Below are 20,505 nucleotides of genomic sequence, written 5' to 3' on the forward strand. Positions count from 1 at the left end.
TTTCAGCGCGGACGGCGTGTATAATTGAAATGAATTTGTGATTTTTGATCCTTACAGTCAGGAAGGAGCAACCCCTTTTGATCGAAGAAAAGACAAAGGAGCCGATGCAGGAGGCTCCGTCAGCACCGCCGGTGAAGCACAAGCGGACGCTGCGGTCCCTCTGGGCACAGCTCCAGTGCAGCCGGCTGCTGCGGAAACACCGCTTCCGCCGGAAGACGCAGCGCCACATGAACGACCTTTCGCAGAAGCTGCGGGGGAGCGCTTTGGTGCTGCGGGTGGGCGAGACCCTGTATGCGTTGGGCTTTGCCGCCGAATATGCTGTGGTGCGCATGGGCCGGAATATCTCCGCCATCGCACGGTGGCTGGCGCACGGCATCCGCAATGTGTTCCATGAGCTGGCCGCGCTGGCGTTCCCCGGTGCTGCCCAGATGTTCCGGGACCTGTTCGGCCCGGTGATCCTCTTTTTCCGGGGCACGGGGGCACTGCTGGTGCACGCCCGCGCGGTCCGGAAGGAGAAAGGCTTCGGCGCGGCCGTCAAAGCCAGCGTCCATTATCTTACCAGCGGCATCCGGCGCAACCTTCGGCTGCTGCCCCGGATGGCCATGTACATCCTGCCGGTGTGTATGCTGGCGGTGTTCGTGACGGTGTTTGACCGCACCATCCAGCAGCCCTACGCATTGGCGGTGCAGGTCAATGGGAAGACCGTCGGCTATGTGGCCAACGAAGAAGTCTTCAACCTTGCCCGTGAGGACGTGATGGAGCGTATCAATTACGCCGGTACGGACAAGACCGACTGGACCATTGAGCCGAACTATACCATCTCGGTGGCGCATCAGGTCATGGACGAGAGCGAGACCGCCGACGCCATCCTGAAGAGCGCCAGCGACGAGATCAGCGAGGGCACGGCTCTCTACCTGAACGGTGAGCTGACGGCCGTGTGCGCAGACGGCGACGCCCTGCGCAGCTACCTGAACAGCCTGCTGGCCCCCTACGAGGAAGAGTACAAGAACGACGAAAACGTCACCGTCGGCTTCAGCAAGACCGTTCTGCTCGAAGACGGCATCTATTTCAACGACAGCTTCGAGGACGACAATTCCATCGAGGATATGATCTCCGGCGTCCGCCAGCAGGAGAAGACCTACACGGTCCAGATCGGCGACACCCTGTGGTCCATCGCCCGGAAGAACGACCTGACCTTCCGCGAGCTGTGTGCGCTGAATCCGAACTTCAAGGGGGCAGCCCTGACCGAAAGCTCCAACATCCAGGAGGGCGACACCCTCATCGTGACCAAAGAGGAAGCGACGCTGGAAGTGCGCATCACCAAGATGGAGACCCGGCAGGAGGAGATCCCCTTCACCACCGAGACCACCCAGTCGAACGAATATACCAAGGGCACGACCAAAACCTTGCAGGAGGGTGAGAACGGCCTGCGTCTTGTGACGCTGCAAAATGTCTACGACACGAACGGCACCCTGTTGGAACAGACCGTTGTTTCCACCCAGACCCTCAAGGAAGCCGTGCCCAAGAAGGTGGTCGTCGGCACCAAGAAGGTGACGAACAAGACCGCCTACATCACCGGCAGCGGCCAGTTCATCTGGCCGGTGCCCAACTACCGTAACTGCTCGCGCTGGTACGGCAGCGGCCACAAGGGCGTGGACATCTGCGCACCGGCCGGTACGCCCATCTATGCGTCGGCAGGCGGCACCGTGACCAAGGCGGGCTACAACAAGGCCGGTGCCGGCACGGGCTATGGCTACTCGGTCATCATTAGCCACTCCGGCGGCTATACCACCGTCTATGCCCACTGCCTGTCGCTGACCGTCAGTGCAGGCCAGAGCGTCCGTCAGGGCCAGCTCATCGGTTACGTGGGCAGCACCGGGCGTTCCAGCGGCAACCACTGCCACTTCGAGATCCGCCGCAGCGGCTCGTATCTGGCACCGCAGAACTTCTTCCCCGGCAAAAGATAAGGAAAAAACCTCGCGTTCTGCTGTGTGACGCTTGAGAGGTTCATTCTAACATAACCAAGGAAAAGGAGACGATTACTATGGCAACTCCCCACATCAGCGCCGAAAAAGGCGACTTCGCAAAAACTGTCCTGATGCCCGGTGACCCCCTGCGCGCAAAATTCATTGCAGACACCTTTCTGCAGGATGTCCGCCAGGTGACCGGCGTCCGCGGGATGCTGGGTTTTACCGGTACCTATGAGGGCCGCCCCATCAGCGTGATGGGCAGCGGCATGGGAATGCCCTCCATCGGCATCTACTCCTACGAGCTGTTCAAGTTCTACGATGTGGACAACATCATCCGCATCGGCTCGGCGGGCAGCTACACCGACAAGGCCAAGCTGTTCGACGTCGTGCTGGCCAACGGTGCGGTCAGCGAGTCCAACTATGCCCGCGTTCAGAGCGGCTTCGAGGGGGACATCACCCTGCCCAGCCAGACCCTGAACGACAAGCTCCGCGCTTCGGCGACCAGGCAGGGCATCCCCCTCATCGAGGGCAACATCCACTCTTCGGATGTTTTCTACCGCCAGCCCTCCGAGGAAAAGCCTACCTACTGGGAGAAGCTGCGGGATGAGCGCGGCTGCCTCTGCGTCGAGATGGAGAGCTTCGCTCTGTTTGCCAATGCCCAGGTCCTGGGCAAGAATGCCGCCTGCCTGCTGACCATCTCCGACAGCTTCGTTTCGCCGGAGATCACCACCGCCGAGCAGCGCCAGACCAGCTTCACCAATATGATGAAGGTCGCTCTGGGGGCAGAATACTGATTATGGGTTGAAAAGAAAGAGGGGGACGGCTACCACACGGTAGCTGCCCCCTCTTTTCAGGTGTCATCATAATGCCCGAAGCAGGACGCGATGATGATGTTTCCGTCCTGCTCTTTATAAACGATTCGGTGCGTGTCGTCGATTCGGCGGCTCCACCAGCCGCTCAGATCGCCCTTCAACGGTTCGGGCTTTCCGATGCCCTCGTAGGTGTTCCGCTGGATGTCCTTCAATAGAGTGTTGATCCGTTTCAGCAGCTTTTTGTCCCGCGTCTGCCAAAGACAGTAATCCTCCCAGGCTTCCTCTTCCCAAAGCAGTCTCATTTAATCTACCTCGATCAGGTCATGTTCGGTCAGCTTGGCTTTTCCGGTATCAATATCGTGCACGATCTGACGCAGGTGATTGATGTTGCTCTCTGCGTAGAACGGGTCAGCAGAGACCTCAAACGGAATGCGGTGTTCGCGCGAGACTTTCTTTGCAAAAATCGTGAAAGCGGTCGTCATGGAAAGGCCCATCTCGGCGCAGACCTCTTCCATACTGCGCTTCAGATCCGGGTCCATTCGAAAATTCACGTTGACTGCGTTTGCCATATATCTCAGCCTCCTTCTTAAACCTATTATAAGCACTTGTAATGAAGAGTGCAAGAAATTTCATTACAGAAAATGTGAAAAATCGGAACGCTTGCGGGAAAAGAAGGAATGGGGTATACTTTAATTGATATGAAAAAGGAGGAAGGGCAATGGAAAAGCAGGGAAGGGAAACGATTCCCATCACCCCATCGCTCCGCCTCGTTCCCTATTACCCAGCCTACGAGACTACGCTTCCGTGGTATCAGGATGCAGAGCTATGTCACCAGGTGGACAATCAAAACCGCATTTATGATTTGTCCATTTTGAAAAACATGTATGAGTATCTGAACGCCCATGGCGATCTGTTTTATATCGAGTATGAAGGAATCCTCTGCGGCGATGTTTGTTTACAGACCAGCGGAGAAATTGCCATTGTGATCTGCAAAGAATACCAAAACCGGCACATCGGGCGGGCCGTGGTAGGAAAGATCTTGGAGCTGGCACGGGAAAGGGACTGCCTGGAGTGTTTTGCGGAGATTTATTCGTTCAATGCACAGTCTCAGGCGGTGTTCCGCTCAATAGGATTTGTGCAGAAGGATGCAGAAATGTTTGTTTATCCGCTGAAATAAGAAGGAGGACTACACCATGACGAATCTGACGCTGGAAGAAAAGAAGGAGCTGATTCGGAGGGCACTGAAGGCCCGCGAGGGGGCCTATGCGCCCTATTCGGACTTTCTGGTTGGCGCGGCGCTGCGGGCGGAGGACGGCCGCGTCTTCACCGGCTGCAATGTGGAGAACGCCGCCTTTACCCCGACCAGCTGCGCCGAGCGCACGGCGCTGTTCAAGGCGGTGAGTGAGGGCGTGACCCGGTTCACCGACATTGCCGTCGTGGGGGCCCGCCGGGGCGAGGTGAACAAACAGATCACGTCGCCCTGCGGGGTCTGCCGTCAGGCGCTGTTCGAGTTCGGCGGGCCGGAGCTGAACGTCATCATGGCCAGGACGCCCGATGATTTCATCGAGCGCAGTATGGACGAGCTGCTGCCCTTCGGCTTCGGGCCGTCCAACGTGGCGGGCAACAAAGCGGTGGAGGAATGAGGCCGCAGACCGGGCAAAAAAACGCAAAATTGGACAAAAAGCAAGACTTTCACGCGAATTTTACAAAAAATCTGTAAATATTTTGTAATCGGAAATTCCTTGCTTTCGTCACAGATCCCGGCTATACTTGGTTCAGTAAATGTGCCAGTGTGCACATTTGGAACGTAAAACGCAAGTTTTCAAATCACATAAAAGGAGAGTTTTCACTATGATGATTTCTCGTCGTAACTTCCTGGCTGTGGCTGGTGCCGCTGCCGCTGCTGCCGCTCTGACTGCCTGTGGTGGTTCTTCCTCTTCCACCAGCACCGCTTCTTCCGCTGCTTCTTCTTCCGCAGCATCTGCTGGCTCTGAGGCTGCTGGCAAGATCACGAAGGTCGCTCTGACCTGCGATACCGGCACGATCGATGACGAGAGCTTCAACCAGGCTTGCTGGACTGCTGTTTCCGGCTACATGGGCGATGACTGCCAGTACTACATCCCCGAAGCAGATGCTTCCGATGAGGACCGCGAGACCATGATCCGCCAGGCTGTCAACGACGGCGCTGAGGTCATCGTCTGCGTCGGCTATCTGTACGGTGCTTCTCTGGCATGGGCTGCTGAGCAGTATCCCGATGTCAAGTTCATCGCCATCGATGTCACCCAGGGCGACATCGGCACCGATGCCATCCCCGCAAACTGCTACTGCATCACCTTCAAGGAGGAGCAGGCAGGCTATCTGGCAGGCTATGCTATCACCAAGGACGGCAAGAACAAGCTGGGCTTCCTGGGCGGCATGGCAGTTCCCGCTGTCATCCGTTACGGCTATGGCTTCGTGCAGGGCGCTGACGCTGCCGCACAGGAGCTGGGCCAGAACGTCGAGATCAACTACTTCTACGGCGGCCAGTTCTACGGTGACGCCAACATCACTTCCCGTATGGAGGGCTGGTACTCCAACGGTACGCAGGTCGTCTTCGCCTGCGGCGGCGGCATCTACACCTCTGCAGTTGAGGCTGCTCTGAAGAACAACGGCTACGTCATCGGCGTTGACGTTGACCAGAACTACATCGGCGCAAACGGCGTGGCAGACGGCACCTATGCCTACAACCCGTTCATCACCTCCGCCATGAAGGGCCTGTCCGCTGCGGTCGAGACTGCTCTGACCGACATCGAGGGCGGCGAGTGGAGCGAGATCGCTGCCACCAACGGCAACTTCGGTCTGGAAGATGGCGATTACATCGGCCTGCCCACCGATGACGACAGCTGGAACTTCGAGTCCTTCACCAAGGATGAGTACGAGGCAGTCAAGGCCAAGATCGCTTCCGGCGAGATCACCGTGGACAACAGCTCCGACGACGCAACCAAGCCCACCGTCAGCGAGTTCACCACCGTCACCTACATCCAGTAATTTTTCTGTAGTCTGCGAGGCTGCTGCATCACTCCTTCCGGCATTGCTTGTGCAATGCCATCTCCCTCAATGAGGGAGGCTTTGATTGCGGGCCGTCACGTTCAGGCTCCCTCCCAGAGGGAGCAGACGCGGCGGAGCTGTGACGGAGGGGGTGGGTGCAGCAGCCTCTTTTTGCAATTTCTGGAGAAAAACGTCTCGCAGAAAACTGTTCAGGTTGCACAAAAGTCGTACTTTTGATAGGACAAATCCTTAAAAATTCAAAAAGAAGTGTGCAAATCGGCAAAAATACGGTATAATGAGAGACAGAATAGTATAGGTGTCGAACCGGCACGAAAGGAGAGTGAGCAGATTGGCAGAGGATTTTGTGATCGAGATGCTCCATATTACCAAGGAATTCCCCGGTATCAAGGCAAACGACGACATCACCCTGCAACTGCGCAAAGGCGAGGTACACGCTCTGTTGGGCGAGAACGGCGCGGGCAAGAGTACGCTGATGAGCGTTCTGTTTGGCCTGTACCAGCCGGAACAGGGTAAGATCCTCAAAAACGGCAAGGAGGTCGCCATCCGCAACCCCAACGATGCCAATGCACTGGGCATCGGCATGGTGCACCAGCACTTCAAGCTGGTGGAGTGCTTCAGCGTTCTGGACAACATCATCCTGGGTGTGGAACCCAACAAGCTGGGCTTTTTGCAGAAGGCGGAGGCCCGCAGGAAGGTCATGGCCCTGAGCGAGAAGTACGGCCTGCGCGTGGACCCGGACGCCCTCATCAGCGACATCTCGGTCGGTATGCAGCAGCGCGTGGAGATCCTGAAGATGCTCTACCGCGACAACGAGATCCTGATCTTCGATGAGCCCACCGCAGTTCTGACCCCGCAGGAGATCGACGAGCTGATGGAGATCATGCGCGGGTTCAAGAAAGAGGGCAAGTCCATCCTCTTCATCACCCACAAGCTGAACGAGATCATGGCCGTTGCAGACCGCTGCAGCGTTCTGCGCAAGGGCAAGTATATGGGCACCGTGGACATCAAGGACACCACCAAGGAAGAGCTCTCCCGCATGATGGTCGGCCGCGATGTCCAGCTTCAGGTCGAAAAAAAGCCCGCAGCCCCCGGCAAGGTCGTGCTGGATGTGGAGAACGTTACCATGCACAACGCCCAGCACAAGAAGGATTCCGTCAAGAACGTCTCCTTCCAGGTGCATGCCGGTGAGATCGTCTGTCTGGCAGGCATCGAGGGCAACGGCCAGACCGAATTCGTCTACGGCCTGACCGGTCTGGAAAAGTTCAACTCCGGCAAGGTCACGCTGGACGGCAAGGACATCACCAATGCCTCCATCCGCGAGCGCTCGAAGGACGGCATGAGCCACATCCCCGAAGACCGCCACAAGCATGGTCTGGTGCTGGATTACAGTCTGGAAAACAACATCGTGCTGCAGCGCTACTGGCAGCCGGAGTTCCAGAAGAACGGCTTCATCCGCAACGAGAAGGTGCGGGAGTATTCCGACCGGCTGATCGAGCAGTACGACGTGCGCAGCGGTCAGGGAAGTGCCACCATCGTGCGCAGTATGTCCGGCGGCAACCAGCAGAAGGCCATCATCGCCCGCGAGATCGACAAAGACCCCAAGCTGCTGGTGGCCGTGCAGCCCACCCGCGGCCTGGATGTCGGCGCCATCGAATACATCCACCGCCAGATCGTGGCCCAGCGCGATAAGGGCAAGGCCGTGCTTCTGGTCAGTCTGGAACTGGACGAGGTCATGAACCTGTCCGACCGTATCCTTGTCATGTACGAGGGCGAGGTCGTGGGCGAATTTGATCCCAAGACCACCACCGTGCAGGAACTGGGCCTGTATATGGCAGGCGCGCGCAAGCAGGGAAAGGAGAGCAAGTAACCGATGAAAAACAAAAAACTTTCCCGCAGCAATCTGAACAGCTCCATCACGAGCGTTCTGGCCGCGCTGCTGTGCATCGTGATCGGCATGGCCGTCGGTTTCCTGGTGCTGCTGGCCATCAACCCGGCCCACGCCTGGGGCGATGGCTTCGTCCGCATCGTCAAGGGCGGCTTCTACGATGCCCCCTACGGCGTCGGCAAGGAGCTGGCCAATGCGGCGCCCCTTATCATGACCGGCCTTTCGGTCGGCTTTGCCTTCAAGACCGGCCTGTTCAACATCGGTGCAGCCGGTCAGTATACGCTGGGCGCTTACGGTGCTCTCTACTGCGCCATCATGCTCAAGCTGCCCTGGTTCGTCTGCCTGCTGGTTGCGGCCGTTCTGGGCGGCCTCTGGGGCGCGATCCCCGGCTTCTTCAAGGCCTATTTCAACATCAACGAGGTCATCACCTCCATCATGTTCAACTGGATCGGCCTCTACCTCGTCAATGAGCTGGTCTACCAGAACGGCACCGGCCCCATGTACGATGTGCGCAACACGCGCACCCTGAACCTGGGCAAGAATGCAGATTTTGCGCAGTCCATCATCCCGGATTTCGGCCTGAATAAGCTGTTCCAGACCAACAGCACCACCATCGCCATCTTCCTGGCGGCGGTCGTGGCGGTCCTGGTCTGGGTGGTGCTGAACAAGACCACCTTCGGCTATGAGCTGAAGGCCGTCGGCCTGAACAAGAGCGCTGCCCGCTATGCCGGCATCAACGAGAAGAAGAACATCATCCTCTCCATGGCCATTGCCGGTGCACTGGCCGGTTTTGGTGCGGGCCTGTTCTATCTGTCCAACGTGGGCCAGTGGAACCCGCTGAACTCCACCAGCCTGCCTGCCATGGGCTTCAACGGCATTTCCGTTGCCCTGCTGGCAAGCTCCAACCCCATCGGCACCATCTTCTCGGCCATCTTCATCTCCCACATCTCGGTGGGCGGCACCTTCCTTTCCACCAAGTATTACCCCACCGAGATCGCAGACCTCATCAGTGGTATCATCATCTATCTGTGCGCATTCTCCATGCTCTTCCGCGGCAAGATCCAGAAGCTGCTGTTCAAGAACGCGGACAAGACCAACGTGAACGCAGAGCCTGCCCCGGCGGAAAAGGCCAACGTGAAGAAGGAGGGCAAGTAAGATGCTGCTTTTGATCAAATATACTCTGCTGTATGGCATCGTTCTGATGCTGGTGGCGCTGGGCGGCATGTTCAGCGAGCACTCCGGCATCATCAACATCGCGCTGGAAGGCATCATGGTCATCGGCGGCGTGGCGGGTGTGCTCACCCTGACCATGCTTCCGGCCGGTCTGTCGCCGTTCCTCACCGTGCTCATCTCGGTGCTGGTGGCTGCGCTGGCGGGCGTGGTGTACAGCCTGCTGCTGGCGTTCGCTTCCATCAACCTGAAAGCGGATCAGACCATCGGCGGCACGGCCCTGAACCTGCTGGCGACGGCCATCGCGGTGGTCATCGCCAAGTATTTCAGCGACAGCGGCAGTGCCAAGCTGAATTATTCCAACAAGCCCTTCCTGTTCAGCATCGGCGGGCTGGAGCTGAGCATCTTTGTCCCGCTGGGCATCGTGCTGCTCATCATCAGCTATGTCGTGCTGTACAAGACCCGCTTCGGCCTGCGTCTGCGGGCCTGCGGTGAGCACCCCCAGGCAGCCGACTCGGTGGGCATCAACGTCTACAAGATGCGGTATGCCGGTGTGCTCATCTCCGGTGCGCTGGGTGCCATCGGCGGCATGGCCTACATCGTGCCGCCCGTCCAGACCTGGAACTTCGAGGTCGGTGTGGCCGGTGCAGGCTTCCTGGCCCTGGCCGTTATGATCTTCGGCCAGTGGAAGCCGTTCAACATCTGCGCCGCCGCCATGTTCTTTGCAGTGTTCAAGAGCCTGGCCAACATCGCCGACTCCACCTTCCTGGCCCAGTTCCACTGGTCCAGCAACATCTACAACATGATGCCGTTCATCGCCTCGATGATCATTCTGGCGTTCACGTCGAAGAACAGCATGGCCCCCAAGGCCGAGGGCATCCCCTACGACAAGGGCTCCCGCTGATCCGTTCGCATCGCAACAGTTCCACAGGGCGCAGCTGCTTTCGGGCGGCTGCGCCCATTTTCGTGGAAAACGAACAAATGCAGCTTGATTTTGCGGCAGGATTTGATATACTTGAGACAAGAATATTCGAGGAGTGTGACTTTATGCGCATTTATGATCTGATCGCCAAAAAGCGCGACGGCGGCACCCACACCCGCGAGGAGCTGGAAGCCATCGTCAACGGCTTCGTCAGCGGGGAAGTGGCCGACTACCAGATGGCCGCCTGGATGATGGCCGTCTACCTGCGCGGCATGACCGACGAAGAGACCGCCGAGCTGACCGATGTGATGGCTCACAGCGGCGTGATGGTAGACCTTTCGCCCATCCCCGGCATCAAGGTGGACAAGCACTCCACCGGCGGCGTGGGCGACAAGACCACGCTGGTCATCGCGCCGGTGGTGGCGGCCTGCGGCGTCAAGATCGCCAAGATGAGCGGCCGCGGCCTGGGCCACACCGGCGGCACCATCGACAAGATGGAGAGTGTGCCCGGCACCCGGACGGCCCTCTCGCAGGAGGAATTCTTTGCGCAGGTGAACAAGATCGGCCTGTCGGTCATCGGCCAGAGTGAGGGCATCGCGGTCGCCGATAAAAAGATGTACGCCCTGCGGGATGTGACGGCCACCGTCAGCTGCATCCCGCTCATCGCGTCATCCATCATGTCCAAAAAGCTGGCGTCCGGTTCGGATGCCATCCTGCTGGACGTCACCACCGGCACCGGTGCCTTCATGAAGACCGTGGACCAGAGCATCGAGCTGGCCAAGCTGATGGTCTCCATCGGCACCCACCATGGCCGCCGCGTGGCCGCGATGATCACCGACATGGATACCCCGCTGGGCCACAACATCGGCAACAGCCTCGAAGTGATGGAGAGCATGGACGTCCTCAAAGGAAAAGGCCCGGCAGACCTCACCGAGGTCTGCCTGCAGCTGGCCGCCAACATGCTGGTGCTGGCCGGTAAGGGCACGCCGACAGAGTGCCGCGCCATGGCCGAAGCAGTCATCGCGGACGGCTCCGCCTTCGCCAAGTGCAAGGAGATGTTTGCGGCCCAGGGCGGCGACATCCGTGTGCTGGACGATTACGACCGGTTCGAGAAGCCCGCTGCCCGCTATGAGCTGCTGGCCGAACAGGATGGCTACATTACGGCCAACGACGCCGAGAAGATCGGCTCGGCCAGTGTGCTGCTGGGTGCAGGCCGCCAGAAAAAGGGCGACCCGCTGGATTTTGCTGCCGGCATCGTCCTGCACAAAAAGCGCGGCGACTACGTCCACAAGGGCGAGAGCCTGGCGACCTTCTACGGCGCAGCGGACAAGTTCGCTGCCGCCGCCGAGGAGTACCGCAGCGGCCTTGTCTACGGCACCGAAAAGCCCGAAGAGGCCCCGCTGGTGTATGCCCTTGTCACCAAGGATGGTGTGGAACGGTATTAAGAGATCAAACAAAAGGCAGAGCCGGGATTTTTCGGCTCTGCCTTTTGTGTCAGTTCTGCTTTTGTACGATCAGCCCGCTGAGGGCAACGGCAAGCCCCAGAAGAACGAGTCCGGCCCCGGCCTGCCCGAAAATGTCCCCGATCGCACCCACGAGCGGGCTGGCGGGAATCATCAGCAGACTGTAGGCTATGTTGTCCATGCTGATGAGAGTGGCCCGCTGGTCACTGGGGATGGCATCGTTCAACAGTCGGTTCTCGTGCAGGAGCCAGGCACCCAATACGCCTTCGGCCAGCATACAACCCAAAATGCCCACCAGTGCAGGCGCGGCACCCACGCAGAGGCATCCGATGCCGCAGAGCAAGGCACAGAGGGTATAAAACCGCCGGAAACTGTGCAGGTGGATTCGACGACTCAATTCCGTACCCAGCATAGCAGCCAGATTGCTGAACAGTAACGGAAGAAACAGCAGCGAAGTGGGATATCCCAGTTCTACCAGACGCTGTTGAAAGAACATGATGCTCAGATAGTTGGAGCCGCTGATGACGGCGCTGGACAGAATGAGTCTCCCGACTGACGGGCAGGAGCGGAGGACCCGCAGGCTGTCCTGGATCAGCTGAGCAAATTGGGCGGGCAGCTCCCGCAGAGGATGCTGCTTCCGGCTGGCCTGCGTTTCGGTGACGATGGGTTCCTCTAAACGTGTGATGGCAAGGGCAGAAATGCTCTCAAAAGCGGCGCTCAGAAGATAAAATCCGGAAAAGCCCAGAAATTTGTGCAGAAGACTGGTCAGTGAACCGAGGGCATTGGTAACATTTGTGATCTGGTACTCATTGGCCGATACTTGAATGTAATCTTGTTCGCGGCCCGCTTGCTTCAAGCTGTCGTAGGTCAGTGCAGAACTGGTGCCGGAGAACAGGGCGTTGGACAGTGCGTTCAACGCCATAGCAAGGCAGATGACAAACAGGTTCGGGGCAAAGGCTATCAATACGTTGTAGGCCACGACCAGGACACCGCCCAAGACGAGGGCGCGCTTACGGCCGAACAGGTCAGCGGCCATCCCGCTGGGAAGCTCGGCCAGCAGACTGACCGTATAATAGATGCTTTTGGCAAGACCGATCTCCAGCAGTGAGAAGCCCCGCGCGGCCAGCAGGGCCACCCAGACCGCATCCGTGATGCGCAGGCCGGAGAAGAAATCGGAAAGATAAATACAACGGAGCTGTCTTTTCAGGTTAAGCGGATGGTTCATGGGAACACCCTTTCTATTGAACAAATCGATTTCAAAATAGAAAGTGCGCCTTTTTGATGATCCTTCGTACAACCTCTCAGCCTCGCTCACGCTCGACAGCTCTCCTGGTAGGAGAGCCTCTGGCGAAACCGGACACGCGGTGTGGACTGCCAAGGCCTCTCCTACAAGGAGAGGTGGCAATGCGAAGCATTGACGGAGAGGTTGTATCAAAACTGCGTTTGGAAAAGAAAAAACGCACAGCAAAGCTGTGCAGCGCAAAATTCATGCTCCACGCTTTGCTGGAAGAAATATCTGCCAATGAGGACAAGGCCCGCACGTTCACGCAAAAAAGACCTGTGTGTTCCGCAGGGTCTGCCCGGCATGCCAATGGCTTTCCCTTCGAGGGGGGAGCTGGCTGCACAGCAGACGGAGAGGGATATCCCCTAAAAATGGGCGCACTTCGAGCCGGAAACGCTGAATCTACGACGCGGGATTTCGAGTAAACCGTGCAGCAGTTCCGACCATTCAGGTGCGCCCTCCTTCCAGTAAATCGTTGAATCGACTATACCACATTTCCACACAAAATGCAAGAACGGTTGGAAAACCCCAGAAAACCGCATAAACAGTGGAACTATCCATCGAACTGTGTTATACTAAACCTGTATTTTCGTTTGGCAAGACACTTCCCGCAGGGAAGAAAAGGAAAGGAATTTTCGACTATGAAGATCATTCTGGTGGGCGGCGGCAAGGTCGGCACAGCGCTGGCGCGGCAGCTCAGCGAGGAGGGCCACAACGTAACGGTCATCGACACGAACAAGGCCCGCGTGGAGCACCTGAGCGAGTCCTACGACGTGATGGGCATTGTGGGCAATGGCTCCTCCATCACCACCCTGTCCGAAGCCGGAATTGAAGAAGCCGACGTGTTTATCGCGGTCACCGGCTCGGATGAGCTGAACCTGCTGTGCTGCATGTTCGCGAAGAAGGCGGGCCACTGCCACGCCATCGCCCGTGTGCGCAACCCGTCGTACAGCCATGAGCTGGACTTCATTAAGAAGCAGATCGGCATCTCGGCCATCATCAACCCGGAAATGGCGGCGGCGCGTGAGATCTCGCACCTGCTGCGCTTCCCCGGCGCCAGCAAGATCGACACCTTTGCGGACGGGCGCGTCCGGCTCATCAAGTTCACCCTGACCGATGCGCAGGAGCTCGACGGCGTGGCCATCCATGAGATCCCCACCCGCCTGAAGAGCGATATCCTCGTCTGCGCCGTGGAGCGGGCGGGCGATGTCATCATCCCCAACGGCAACTTTGTGCTGCAGACCGGCGACCAGGTCACCTTCCTGGCCACGCAGGAGAAGGCGCACGCGTTCTTCCAGCGCATCCATCTGGCGGTGCGCCCGGTGCGCAATGCCATGATCGTGGGCGGCGGTGCCATCGGCTTCTATCTGAGCCAGGAGCTGCTGGAAAACCATGTCCGCGTCCGCATCGTGGAGCGGGACCCGGAGCGCTGCAATGTGCTGGCCGAGTCCCTGCCCGAAGCGCAGATCCTGTGCGAGGACGGTTCGAACCGGGAGTTCCTGCTCTCGGAAGGGCTGGAATCCACCGAGGCGTTCGTGGCCCTGACCAACATCGACGAGGAGAACGTTCTGCTGACCCTGTTTGCCAAAAAGCATTCCAACGGCAAGCTGGTCACCAAGATCAACCGCCTGGAATTTGATGACATTCTGGCCGGGCTGGACCTGGGCAGCATCGTCTACCCCAAGTACATGACCTGCGACTACATCGTCCAGTACGTCCGTGCCTTGCAGAACGAGGCGGGCAGCAACATCAAGACGCTCTACCGCATCCTGGACGACCGCGTGGAAGCGCTGGAATTTACGGTCCATGAGGAGAGCCAGGCCACGGGAGTGCCCCTGAGCCGCCTGCACCTCAAAAAGAACACCCTGCTGTGCTGCATCACCCGCGGCAATGAGATCAAGATCCCCCGCGGCGGCGACCAGATCCAGGTGGGCGACAACGTCATCGTGGTCACGCTGGAACACGGTCTGCACGACCTGCGGGACATCGTGGAAGACTGACGGAGGCGTGGCATGAATTATGCGATCGTTTTGCGGCTGCTGAGCTACATCCTGCTGACGGAGGGCGCTCTGCTGCTGCTGCCCGCTGCGGCCAGCCTGTGCTATGGCGAGTGGTTCGTGATGGGCGTCTTCCTGTTCACAGCGGCGCTCAGCGCGGCGCTGGGGGCACTGCTCCACCGCATCAAGACCAAAAGCCAGATCTTCTATATGCGCGAGGGCTTTGCCACCACGGCGCTCTGCTGGCTGCTCATCAGTGTGGTGGGCGCGGTGCCCTTTGTCCTGACCGGCTGCATCCCGAACCCGGTGGATGCCCTGTTCGAAACGGTGTCCGGTTTCACGACCACCGGCGCGTCCATCCTGCCCGGTGTGGAAGACCTGCCCAAGGGCATCCTGTTCTGGCGCAGCTTCACCCACTGGGTGGGCGGCATGGGCGTTCTGGTCTTTCTGCTGTCCCTGCTGCCGCTGACCGGCGGCTCCCACGTCAACCTGATGAAGGCCGAAAGCCCCGGCCCCCAGGTGGATAAGCTGGTGCCGAAGGTGCAGTCTACGGCAAAGATCCTCTACGGCATTTATTTTGGCCTGACCGTCATCGAGTTCGTGTTCCTGCTGTTCGGCGGGATGCCGGTGTTTGAGTCTCTGCTCACAGCCTTTGGCACAGCGGGCACCGGCGGCTTTGGCTTCCGGAACGACAGCTTCGGCAGTTTTTCGCCCTACATCCAGTGGGTCGTGACCATCTTCATGATCCTGTTCGGCGTCAACTTCAACGCCTACTTCCTGCTGCTGATGCGCCGGTTCCGCCGCGCGGCCGCCAGCGAAGAGGTGCGCGCCTATTTCCTCATCATCGCTGTGGCGGTCGGCATCATCACCTGCAACATTTACAGCATGTACAACGGCCTCGGCGAGGCGCTGCGGCAGGCGGCGTTCCAGGTGGGTTCCATCATCACGACCACCGGTTTTTCCAGCTGCGACTTTGACCTGTGGCCCACCCTCTCGAAAGAGATCCTGGTCATGCTGATGTTTGTGGGTGCCTGTGCGGGCAGCACGGGCGGCGGCATGAAGGTCAGCCGCCTCCTGATCCTGGGCAAGACCCTGAAAAAGGAGCTCAGGCAGGCCCTTCACCCGCAGGTGGTAGCCCCGGCCCGGATGGACGGCAAGCTGCTCAACCACGAGACCATCCGTGCAACGAACGTCTATGTGGCAGCGTACATCTTCATCTTTGCAGCGTCCTTCCTGCTCATCAGTCTGGACGGCTTCGACATGGTGACGAACTTCACGGCCATTGCCGCCACCCTGAACAACATCGGCCCCGGCCTGAATCAGGTCGGCCCCATGATGAACTTTGGCAGCTACTCCAACCCCGCCAAGCTCGTCATGATCTTCGACATGCTCGCCGGCCGTCTGGAGATCTTCCCGATGCTGGTGTTCTTTCTGCCCGATACGTGGAGGAGATTCTGATTGAAATCGACGCGGAACCGTGATATACTGAAGCAAAGAGGTGATTTTCATGAGCGTTCGGGAACAACTGAATGAACTGACGGCGGCATTGCCGGATTATAAGCTGGCCTATGTGCTGGCCTATGTGCAGGGACTGATAGCAGATGAGACAACAGACCAGGCGGACGATGCCTACTGTGAGCAGCTCCTGAAAAACTACCGGGAGAATCCTGACCCGCACAAGCATGATGCGGTTCCGCTGGAAGAGCTTGCACAGGAACTGGGGATCGCACTATGAAGTATCACATTGTAGTGGAAAAGTGGGCGGCAAAGTTTATTCGCAAACAACAGCCTGCACAGCAAAAGCGAATCATGCAGGCACTTGCTCAGCTTCCATTTGCAGGGGATATCAAGCCGATGGCGGGTTCAGAAGGATTCTACCGACTGCGTGTCGGTGACTACCGCATTCTGTATACCGTGGAAGAAGAAATCATCACAGTCCGTGTGACCGATGCGGGAAATCGCGGCGATATTTACAAGTAAGAAAAGCAAAAGGACTGTCACCCATTTGAGTGGCAGTCCTTTTTGTATGCAGCAAATGCAGCAACGTTCAGAACGTCAGATCGACTTTTTCCTGTGCGCGGTACTGCAAGGCTTCCAGCACGGAATCTTCGTCGAGGAGCTGCTTTCCGGCCAGGTCGGCGACGGTGCGGGCCACCCGGAGGATGCGGTCATGGGCGCGGGCAGAGAGGCCCAGCGCGTCGTAAGAAGCGCGGAGGAGCTGCTCGGCACCGGGGGTCATCCGGCAGATCCGGCGCACCTGCCCGGCCGTGAGCTGGGCGTTGCAGCGGACGCCCTCGAAGCCGGGAGCGGCGTAACGTTGGGATTGGATCTGGCGGGCCTTCAGCACCTGCTGGCGCAGCGCGGCACTGCTCTCGGCAGGGGAGGAGGCGTGAAGCTCATCGAAGGCGACAGGGTCCATCTCGACGCAGAGGTCGATGCGGTCGAGCAGCGGGCCGGATACCCGGCTGCGGTACTGCCGCACCGCGCTGGGCGAGCAGGTGCAGGCGCGGGTGGGGTGGCCGTAGTAGCCGCACTTGCAGGGGTTCATGGCGGCTACCAGCTGAAACCGGCTGGGGTAGGTAGCGCTGCCTGCGGCGCGGCTGACCGTGATCTGGCCGTCTTCCAGCGGCTGGCGGAGCACTTCGAGGCTCTCGCGGGAAAACTCCGGCAGCTCGTCCAGAAACAGGACGCCGCAGTCAGCCAGACTGCATTCGCCGGGGCGGAAATTGACCCCGCCGCCAGCCAGAGAAGCGGCACTGGCCGAGTGGTGCGGGCTGCGAAAGGGCCGATGGGTGATGAGCCCGCGCCCTTTGGGCAGCTGCCCGGCGATGGAGTAGATCTTGGTCGTCTCCACAGCCTCTTCACGGCTGAGCGGCGGCAGGATGCCGGGCAGACGCCGGGCCAGCATGGACTTGCCGGTGCCGGGTGCGCCGATCAGAAGCACGTTGTGCCCGCCTGCGGCGGCAATGACCATGGCCCGGCGGGCGAGGGGCTGGCCCATGACGTCTGCCAGGTCCGGGGCATTGTTCCAGCTCTCGGCGGGGTCGAAGGGGATGGACACTGTGGGGGCGATGGGGGAGAGGCCGCGCAGCGCGTCCACCACCTCCCGCGCGGTGCGGGCCGGGTAGACCTTCATCGCGTCGCCGCCCGCCTCGGCTGCTTCGGCGGCGTTCTCGGCGGGGACGTACAAGGCCCGGACGCCGTCGGCGGCAGCGGCCAGCGCCATGGGCAGCACACCGGACACCGGGCGGAGCGCACCGTCCAGCGCCAGTTCGCCGAGGAAGGCGGTATCCTGCGGCGGGGGTTCCAGCTGGCCGGAGGCGGTCAGAACCGCCAGCAGCAGGGGCAGGTCGTAGACCGGCCCGGTCTTGCGGACATCGGCAGGGGCCAGGTTGACCGTGATGTGCCGGTCCGGCCACTTGAAGCCCAGATTCTTGACGGCGGCACGGACGCGGTCGCCGCTCTCGCGGACGGCGGAATCCGGCAGGCCCACCAGCGAAAATGCGGGCAGCCCGCCGGAGATGTCGGCTTCGACGGCCACAGCAAAGCCGGTCAGGCCATTCAGGCCGTAACTTCTCAGAACAGAGTACATAAGATCCTCCTCAGGGAACCACCGAATGGCGGCAAGTTCCCAATTTTTGGCAAAGAAACGGCTAAGAAATCGTCAGAACTCGAATTTCGACAGATTATCATCTTGATTTTCATTATAGTTTGGGGTATTGATAATGTCAATGTGTGAAATGAGGGAGGAAAGACCATGATCGTAAAGGAATTCTGTCAGTATGTCCGCTCTTATTCGGAGCTGGAGGGGCTGCAGCATGCCCACACGCTGTATTACTCTGCCCGACGCATCGAGATGGGCATCGTGCTGGAACTGGCACAGGAACAGAGCGGGAGCTGCACGGTCAGCCGGGTGCTGTGCCCGGCGGGGAATTTTCCGCAGGCCATGCGGGTGATGCGGTACCTGTGTGAAAACGGCATCGGCCCCGGCCAGTGGCTGGAAATTCTGGACGACCTGCACCAGCCATTTTGTCTGCTGACGCCGCCGGACACGGTGCAAACGCCCCCAAATGCGGATTTTGGGAAGCGATTTGTGGTATTTGTATGATTTCTTTGGCAAAACTTCTTACATAATATGGAATTGACACAGACGAGCCAAGCGTTTATAGTATAAGTAGGTTTGGAAAAACTGCCCCTTGGCAAAAACAATAAAGGTAAGGTGTGTGTAATATGTATCTGGATGAGTATAAGCGCTGGCTGGCAGCGGATCTGGAAGACGCTGACCTGAAGCCGGAACTGGCCAGGATCGAGGGAAATGATGAGGAGATCAAGGACCGTTTTGCGGTGGCCCTGAAGTTCGGCACCGCCGGTCTGCGCGGCGTTCTGGGTGCTGGCACCAATCGCATGAACATTTATGTCGTCCGTCAGGCCACCCAGGGCCTGGCCAACTGGGTCAAGACCCAGGGCGGCAATCAGACCGTTGCCATCAGCTATGACAGCCGCCTGAAGAGCGACATCTTTGCAAAGACGGCGGCCGGTGTTCTGGCGGCCAACGGCATCAAGGTGCGCATCTATGATGCCCTGATGCCCGTGCCGGCCCTGAGCTTTGCCACCCGCTACTACGAGTGCAACGCCGGTATCATGGTCACGGCTTCCCACAACCCCGCCAAGTACAACGGCTACAAGGCCTACGGCCCGGATGGCTGCCAGATGACCGATGACGCCGCCGCCATCGTTTACGACGAGATCCAGAAGACCGATGTGCTGACCGGCGCAAAGTACATCTCCTTCGCCGAGGGCGTGGAGCAGGGCCTCATCCGCTTTGTCGGCGATGACTGCAAGAAGGCCCTGTACGATGCCATCGAGGCACGTCAGGTCCGCCCCGGCCTGTGCAAGACAGCTGGCCTGAAGCTGGTGTACAGCCCGCTGAACGGCTCCGGTCTGGTGCCTGTGACCCATGTGCTGAACGATATGGGCATCACCGATATCACCATCGTGCCGGAGCAGGAGTACCCCAACGGCTACTTCACCACCTGCTCCTACCCCAACCCGGAGATCTTCGAGGCCCTGAAGCTGGGCCTGAACCTGGCCACTGAGACCGGCGCCGACCTGATGCTGGCAACCGACCCCGATGCTGACCGCGTGGGCATCGCCATGAAGTGCCCGGATGGCAGCTATGAGCTGGTCTCCGGCAACGAAATGGGCGTTCTGCTGCTGGATTACATCTGCGCCGGCCGCATCGAGAAGGGCACCATGCCCAAGAACCCCGTGGCCGTCAAGTCCATCGTTTCCACTCCGCTGGCTGACGCGGTGGCAAAGCACTACGGCGTGGAGATGCGCAATGTCCTGACCGGCTTCAAGTGGATCGGCGACCAGATCGCCAACCTGGAAGCTGCCGGTGAGGTGGACCGCTTCATCTTCGGCTTCGAGGAGAGTTACGGCTACCTGGCAGGCCCCTACGTCCGCGATAAGGATGCCGTCATCGGCTCCATGCTCATCTGCGAGATGGCTGCTTACTACCGCAGCATCGGTTCCTCCATCAAGCAGCGTCTGGAGGAGATCTACGCACAGTATGGCCGCTATCTGAACAAGGTGGACAGCTTCGAGTTCCCCGGCCTGACCGGCATGGAGAAGATGGCTTCCATCATGCAGAAGCTGCGCGACGAGCCTCTGACCGAGCTGGCCGGCCACAAGGTCGTCAAGGTCACCGACTACAAGAAGCCCGAAGAGACCGGCCTGCCCGCCGCAAACGTCCTGATCTACACGCTGGAGAACGGCGCTACCGTCGTGGTCCGTCCCTCCGGCACCGAGCCGAAGATCAAGACCTATTTCACCACCCTGGGCAAGGACCTGGCCGAGGCACAGGCCCAGAAGGATGCTCTGGCTGCTGCCATTGAGCCGATCCTGAAGTAAAAGCAAACGATTTTTGGAGCTGTTGCAGGACTCCTTCCGGCAT

The 20,505-nt window shown here is 59.2% G+C and carries 20 protein-coding genes; 16 read left to right on the forward strand and 4 right to left on the reverse strand.

Translation table 11 applies throughout. The features are described from left to right. Positions 1–77 precede the first annotated feature (77 nt). Complete coding sequence (locus tag DWY95_RS01755; RefSeq protein WP_118551809.1) at positions 78–1,967, forward strand: M23 family metallopeptidase; 1,890 nt, start codon at positions 78–80, stop codon at positions 1,965–1,967. A gap of 77 nt (positions 1,968–2,044) precedes the next feature. Further along, positions 2,045–2,764 carry a purine-nucleoside phosphorylase gene (deoD, locus tag DWY95_RS01760; RefSeq protein WP_118551811.1) on the forward strand — a complete coding sequence of 240 codons (720 nt, stop codon included), beginning with the start codon at positions 2,045–2,047 and terminating at the stop codon, positions 2,762–2,764. A gap of 56 nt (positions 2,765–2,820) precedes the next feature. Here deoD and DWY95_RS01765 read toward each other — a convergent pair whose 3' ends face one another. Next, positions 2,821–3,084, reverse strand: a complete 264-nt coding sequence (locus DWY95_RS01765; protein WP_097792576.1) for a Txe/YoeB family addiction module toxin — start codon at positions 3,082–3,084, stop codon at positions 2,821–2,823. Then, positions 3,085–3,351 (reverse strand): type II toxin-antitoxin system RelB/DinJ family antitoxin, encoded by a 267-nt coding sequence (locus DWY95_RS01770; RefSeq protein ID WP_097792575.1) that lies wholly within the window; start codon positions 3,349–3,351, stop codon positions 3,085–3,087. Between the two features lie 149 nt (positions 3,352–3,500). Between DWY95_RS01770 and DWY95_RS01775 the strand changes: the two genes are divergently transcribed. The 7 genes from DWY95_RS01775 to DWY95_RS01805 all read left to right on the forward strand — a co-directional run bounded on the left by DWY95_RS01775 (position 3,501) and on the right by DWY95_RS01805 (position 11,252). Further along, positions 3,501–3,959, forward strand: coding sequence for a GNAT family N-acetyltransferase (locus DWY95_RS01775; RefSeq protein WP_118551813.1), 459 nt, complete (start codon positions 3,501–3,503; stop codon positions 3,957–3,959). Positions 3,960–3,975: 16 nt separating this feature from the next. Continuing rightward, complete coding sequence (locus DWY95_RS01780; protein ID WP_118551815.1) at positions 3,976–4,425, forward strand: cytidine deaminase; 450 nt, start codon at positions 3,976–3,978, stop codon at positions 4,423–4,425. Positions 4,426–4,633: 208 nt separating this feature from the next. After that, positions 4,634–5,809: a BMP family ABC transporter substrate-binding protein gene (locus DWY95_RS01785; protein WP_118551817.1), complete on the forward strand. Its 1,176-nt coding sequence runs from the start codon at positions 4,634–4,636 to the stop codon at positions 5,807–5,809. Between the two features lie 373 nt (positions 5,810–6,182). Beyond that, positions 6,183–7,697 carry an ABC transporter ATP-binding protein gene (locus tag DWY95_RS01790; protein WP_118552068.1) on the forward strand — a complete coding sequence of 505 codons (1,515 nt, stop codon included), beginning with the start codon at positions 6,183–6,185 and terminating at the stop codon, positions 7,695–7,697. Between the two features lie 3 nt (positions 7,698–7,700). Continuing rightward, positions 7,701–8,870, forward strand: coding sequence for an ABC transporter permease (locus DWY95_RS01795; protein ID WP_118551819.1), 1,170 nt, complete (start codon positions 7,701–7,703; stop codon positions 8,868–8,870). 1 nt (position 8,871) lies between these two features. After that, the gene (locus DWY95_RS01800) at positions 8,872–9,789 is read left to right on the forward strand and encodes an ABC transporter permease (RefSeq protein WP_118551821.1); all 918 of its coding nucleotides are present in this window, start codon (positions 8,872–8,874) and stop codon (positions 9,787–9,789) included. Between the two features lie 143 nt (positions 9,790–9,932). Beyond that, positions 9,933–11,252: a thymidine phosphorylase gene (locus tag DWY95_RS01805; protein ID WP_118551823.1), complete on the forward strand. Its 1,320-nt coding sequence runs from the start codon at positions 9,933–9,935 to the stop codon at positions 11,250–11,252. Positions 11,253–11,301: 49 nt separating this feature from the next. Here DWY95_RS01805 and DWY95_RS01810 read toward each other — a convergent pair whose 3' ends face one another. Continuing rightward, positions 11,302–12,495, reverse strand: a complete 1,194-nt coding sequence (locus tag DWY95_RS01810; protein WP_118551825.1) for an MFS transporter — start codon at positions 12,493–12,495, stop codon at positions 11,302–11,304. A gap of 179 nt (positions 12,496–12,674) precedes the next feature. Between DWY95_RS01810 and DWY95_RS01815 the strand changes: the two genes are divergently transcribed. From DWY95_RS01815 to DWY95_RS01835, 5 genes are all read left to right on the forward strand, one after another. After that, a complete protein-coding gene (locus DWY95_RS01815; RefSeq protein ID WP_118551827.1) occupies positions 12,675–12,977 on the forward strand; it encodes a hypothetical protein in 303 nt (100 codons plus the stop codon). A gap of 81 nt (positions 12,978–13,058) precedes the next feature. Continuing rightward, the gene (gene trkA / locus DWY95_RS01820; RefSeq protein ID WP_274235506.1) at positions 13,059–14,552 is read left to right on the forward strand and encodes a Trk system potassium transporter TrkA; all 1,494 of its coding nucleotides are present in this window, start codon (positions 13,059–13,061) and stop codon (positions 14,550–14,552) included. A 12-nt stretch (positions 14,553–14,564) separates the two neighbouring features. Continuing rightward, positions 14,565–16,007, forward strand: a complete 1,443-nt coding sequence (locus tag DWY95_RS01825; protein ID WP_118551831.1) for a TrkH family potassium uptake protein — start codon at positions 14,565–14,567, stop codon at positions 16,005–16,007. Between the two features lie 49 nt (positions 16,008–16,056). Further along, positions 16,057–16,284 (forward strand): hypothetical protein, encoded by a 228-nt coding sequence (locus tag DWY95_RS01830; RefSeq protein ID WP_118551833.1) that lies wholly within the window; start codon positions 16,057–16,059, stop codon positions 16,282–16,284. Next, the gene (locus tag DWY95_RS01835) at positions 16,281–16,529 is read left to right on the forward strand and encodes a type II toxin-antitoxin system RelE/ParE family toxin (protein WP_118551835.1); all 249 of its coding nucleotides are present in this window, start codon (positions 16,281–16,283) and stop codon (positions 16,527–16,529) included. The genes DWY95_RS01830 and DWY95_RS01835 overlap by 4 nt, the downstream gene beginning before the upstream one ends. A gap of 67 nt (positions 16,530–16,596) precedes the next feature. On the opposite strand, the gene DWY95_RS01840 is transcribed toward DWY95_RS01835, so the two are convergent. Next, entirely contained in the window at positions 16,597–18,141 is a 1,545-nt protein-coding gene (locus tag DWY95_RS01840; protein ID WP_118551837.1) for a YifB family Mg chelatase-like AAA ATPase, read from the reverse strand. Positions 18,142–18,306: 165 nt separating this feature from the next. Between DWY95_RS01840 and DWY95_RS01845 the strand changes: the two genes are divergently transcribed. Beyond that, on the forward strand, positions 18,307–18,657 hold the full coding sequence (locus DWY95_RS01845) for a hypothetical protein (protein ID WP_118551839.1): 351 nt from the start codon (positions 18,307–18,309) through the stop codon (positions 18,655–18,657). 122 nt (positions 18,658–18,779) lie between these two features. Then, positions 18,780–20,462, forward strand: a complete 1,683-nt coding sequence (locus DWY95_RS01850) for a phospho-sugar mutase (protein WP_097792562.1) — start codon at positions 18,780–18,782, stop codon at positions 20,460–20,462. Positions 20,463–20,505: the final 43 nt, after the last annotated feature.

It is taken from the genome of Faecalibacterium sp. AF28-13AC (assembly GCF_003478405.1).
GTDB classification, from domain to species: Bacteria; Bacillota; Clostridia; order Oscillospirales; family Ruminococcaceae; genus Faecalibacterium; species Faecalibacterium prausnitzii_E.

Excerpts from the sequence above, each read along its gene's own strand:
- deoD (WP_118551811.1), top strand. The coding sequence starts at position 2,045 with ATGGCAACTCCCCACATCAGCGCCGAAAAAGGCGACTTCGCAAAAACT.
- DWY95_RS01765 (WP_097792576.1), bottom strand. The coding sequence starts at position 3,084 with ATGAGACTGCTTTGGGAAGAGGAAGCCTGGGAGGATTACTGTCTTTGG.
- DWY95_RS01770 (WP_097792575.1), bottom strand. The coding sequence starts at position 3,351 with ATGGCAAACGCAGTCAACGTGAATTTTCGAATGGACCCGGATCTGAAG.
- DWY95_RS01775 (WP_118551813.1), top strand. The coding sequence starts at position 3,501 with ATGGAAAAGCAGGGAAGGGAAACGATTCCCATCACCCCATCGCTCCGC.
- DWY95_RS01780 (WP_118551815.1), top strand. The coding sequence starts at position 3,976 with ATGACGAATCTGACGCTGGAAGAAAAGAAGGAGCTGATTCGGAGGGCA.
- DWY95_RS01785 (WP_118551817.1), top strand. The coding sequence starts at position 4,634 with ATGATGATTTCTCGTCGTAACTTCCTGGCTGTGGCTGGTGCCGCTGCC.
- DWY95_RS01790 (WP_118552068.1), top strand. The coding sequence starts at position 6,183 with ATGCTCCATATTACCAAGGAATTCCCCGGTATCAAGGCAAACGACGAC.
- DWY95_RS01795 (WP_118551819.1), top strand. The coding sequence starts at position 7,701 with ATGAAAAACAAAAAACTTTCCCGCAGCAATCTGAACAGCTCCATCACG.
- DWY95_RS01800 (WP_118551821.1), top strand. The coding sequence starts at position 8,872 with ATGCTGCTTTTGATCAAATATACTCTGCTGTATGGCATCGTTCTGATG.
- DWY95_RS01805 (WP_118551823.1), top strand. The coding sequence starts at position 9,933 with ATGCGCATTTATGATCTGATCGCCAAAAAGCGCGACGGCGGCACCCAC.
- DWY95_RS01810 (WP_118551825.1), bottom strand. The coding sequence starts at position 12,495 with ATGAACCATCCGCTTAACCTGAAAAGACAGCTCCGTTGTATTTATCTT.
- DWY95_RS01815 (WP_118551827.1), top strand. The coding sequence starts at position 12,675 with ATGCGAAGCATTGACGGAGAGGTTGTATCAAAACTGCGTTTGGAAAAG.
- trkA (WP_274235506.1), top strand. The coding sequence starts at position 13,059 with ATGCAAGAACGGTTGGAAAACCCCAGAAAACCGCATAAACAGTGGAAC.
- DWY95_RS01825 (WP_118551831.1), top strand. The coding sequence starts at position 14,565 with ATGAATTATGCGATCGTTTTGCGGCTGCTGAGCTACATCCTGCTGACG.
- DWY95_RS01830 (WP_118551833.1), top strand. The coding sequence starts at position 16,057 with ATGAGCGTTCGGGAACAACTGAATGAACTGACGGCGGCATTGCCGGAT.
- DWY95_RS01835 (WP_118551835.1), top strand. The coding sequence starts at position 16,281 with ATGAAGTATCACATTGTAGTGGAAAAGTGGGCGGCAAAGTTTATTCGC.
- DWY95_RS01840 (WP_118551837.1), bottom strand. The coding sequence starts at position 18,141 with ATGTACTCTGTTCTGAGAAGTTACGGCCTGAATGGCCTGACCGGCTTT.
- DWY95_RS01845 (WP_118551839.1), top strand. The coding sequence starts at position 18,307 with ATGATCGTAAAGGAATTCTGTCAGTATGTCCGCTCTTATTCGGAGCTG.
- DWY95_RS01850 (WP_097792562.1), top strand. The coding sequence starts at position 18,780 with ATGTATCTGGATGAGTATAAGCGCTGGCTGGCAGCGGATCTGGAAGAC.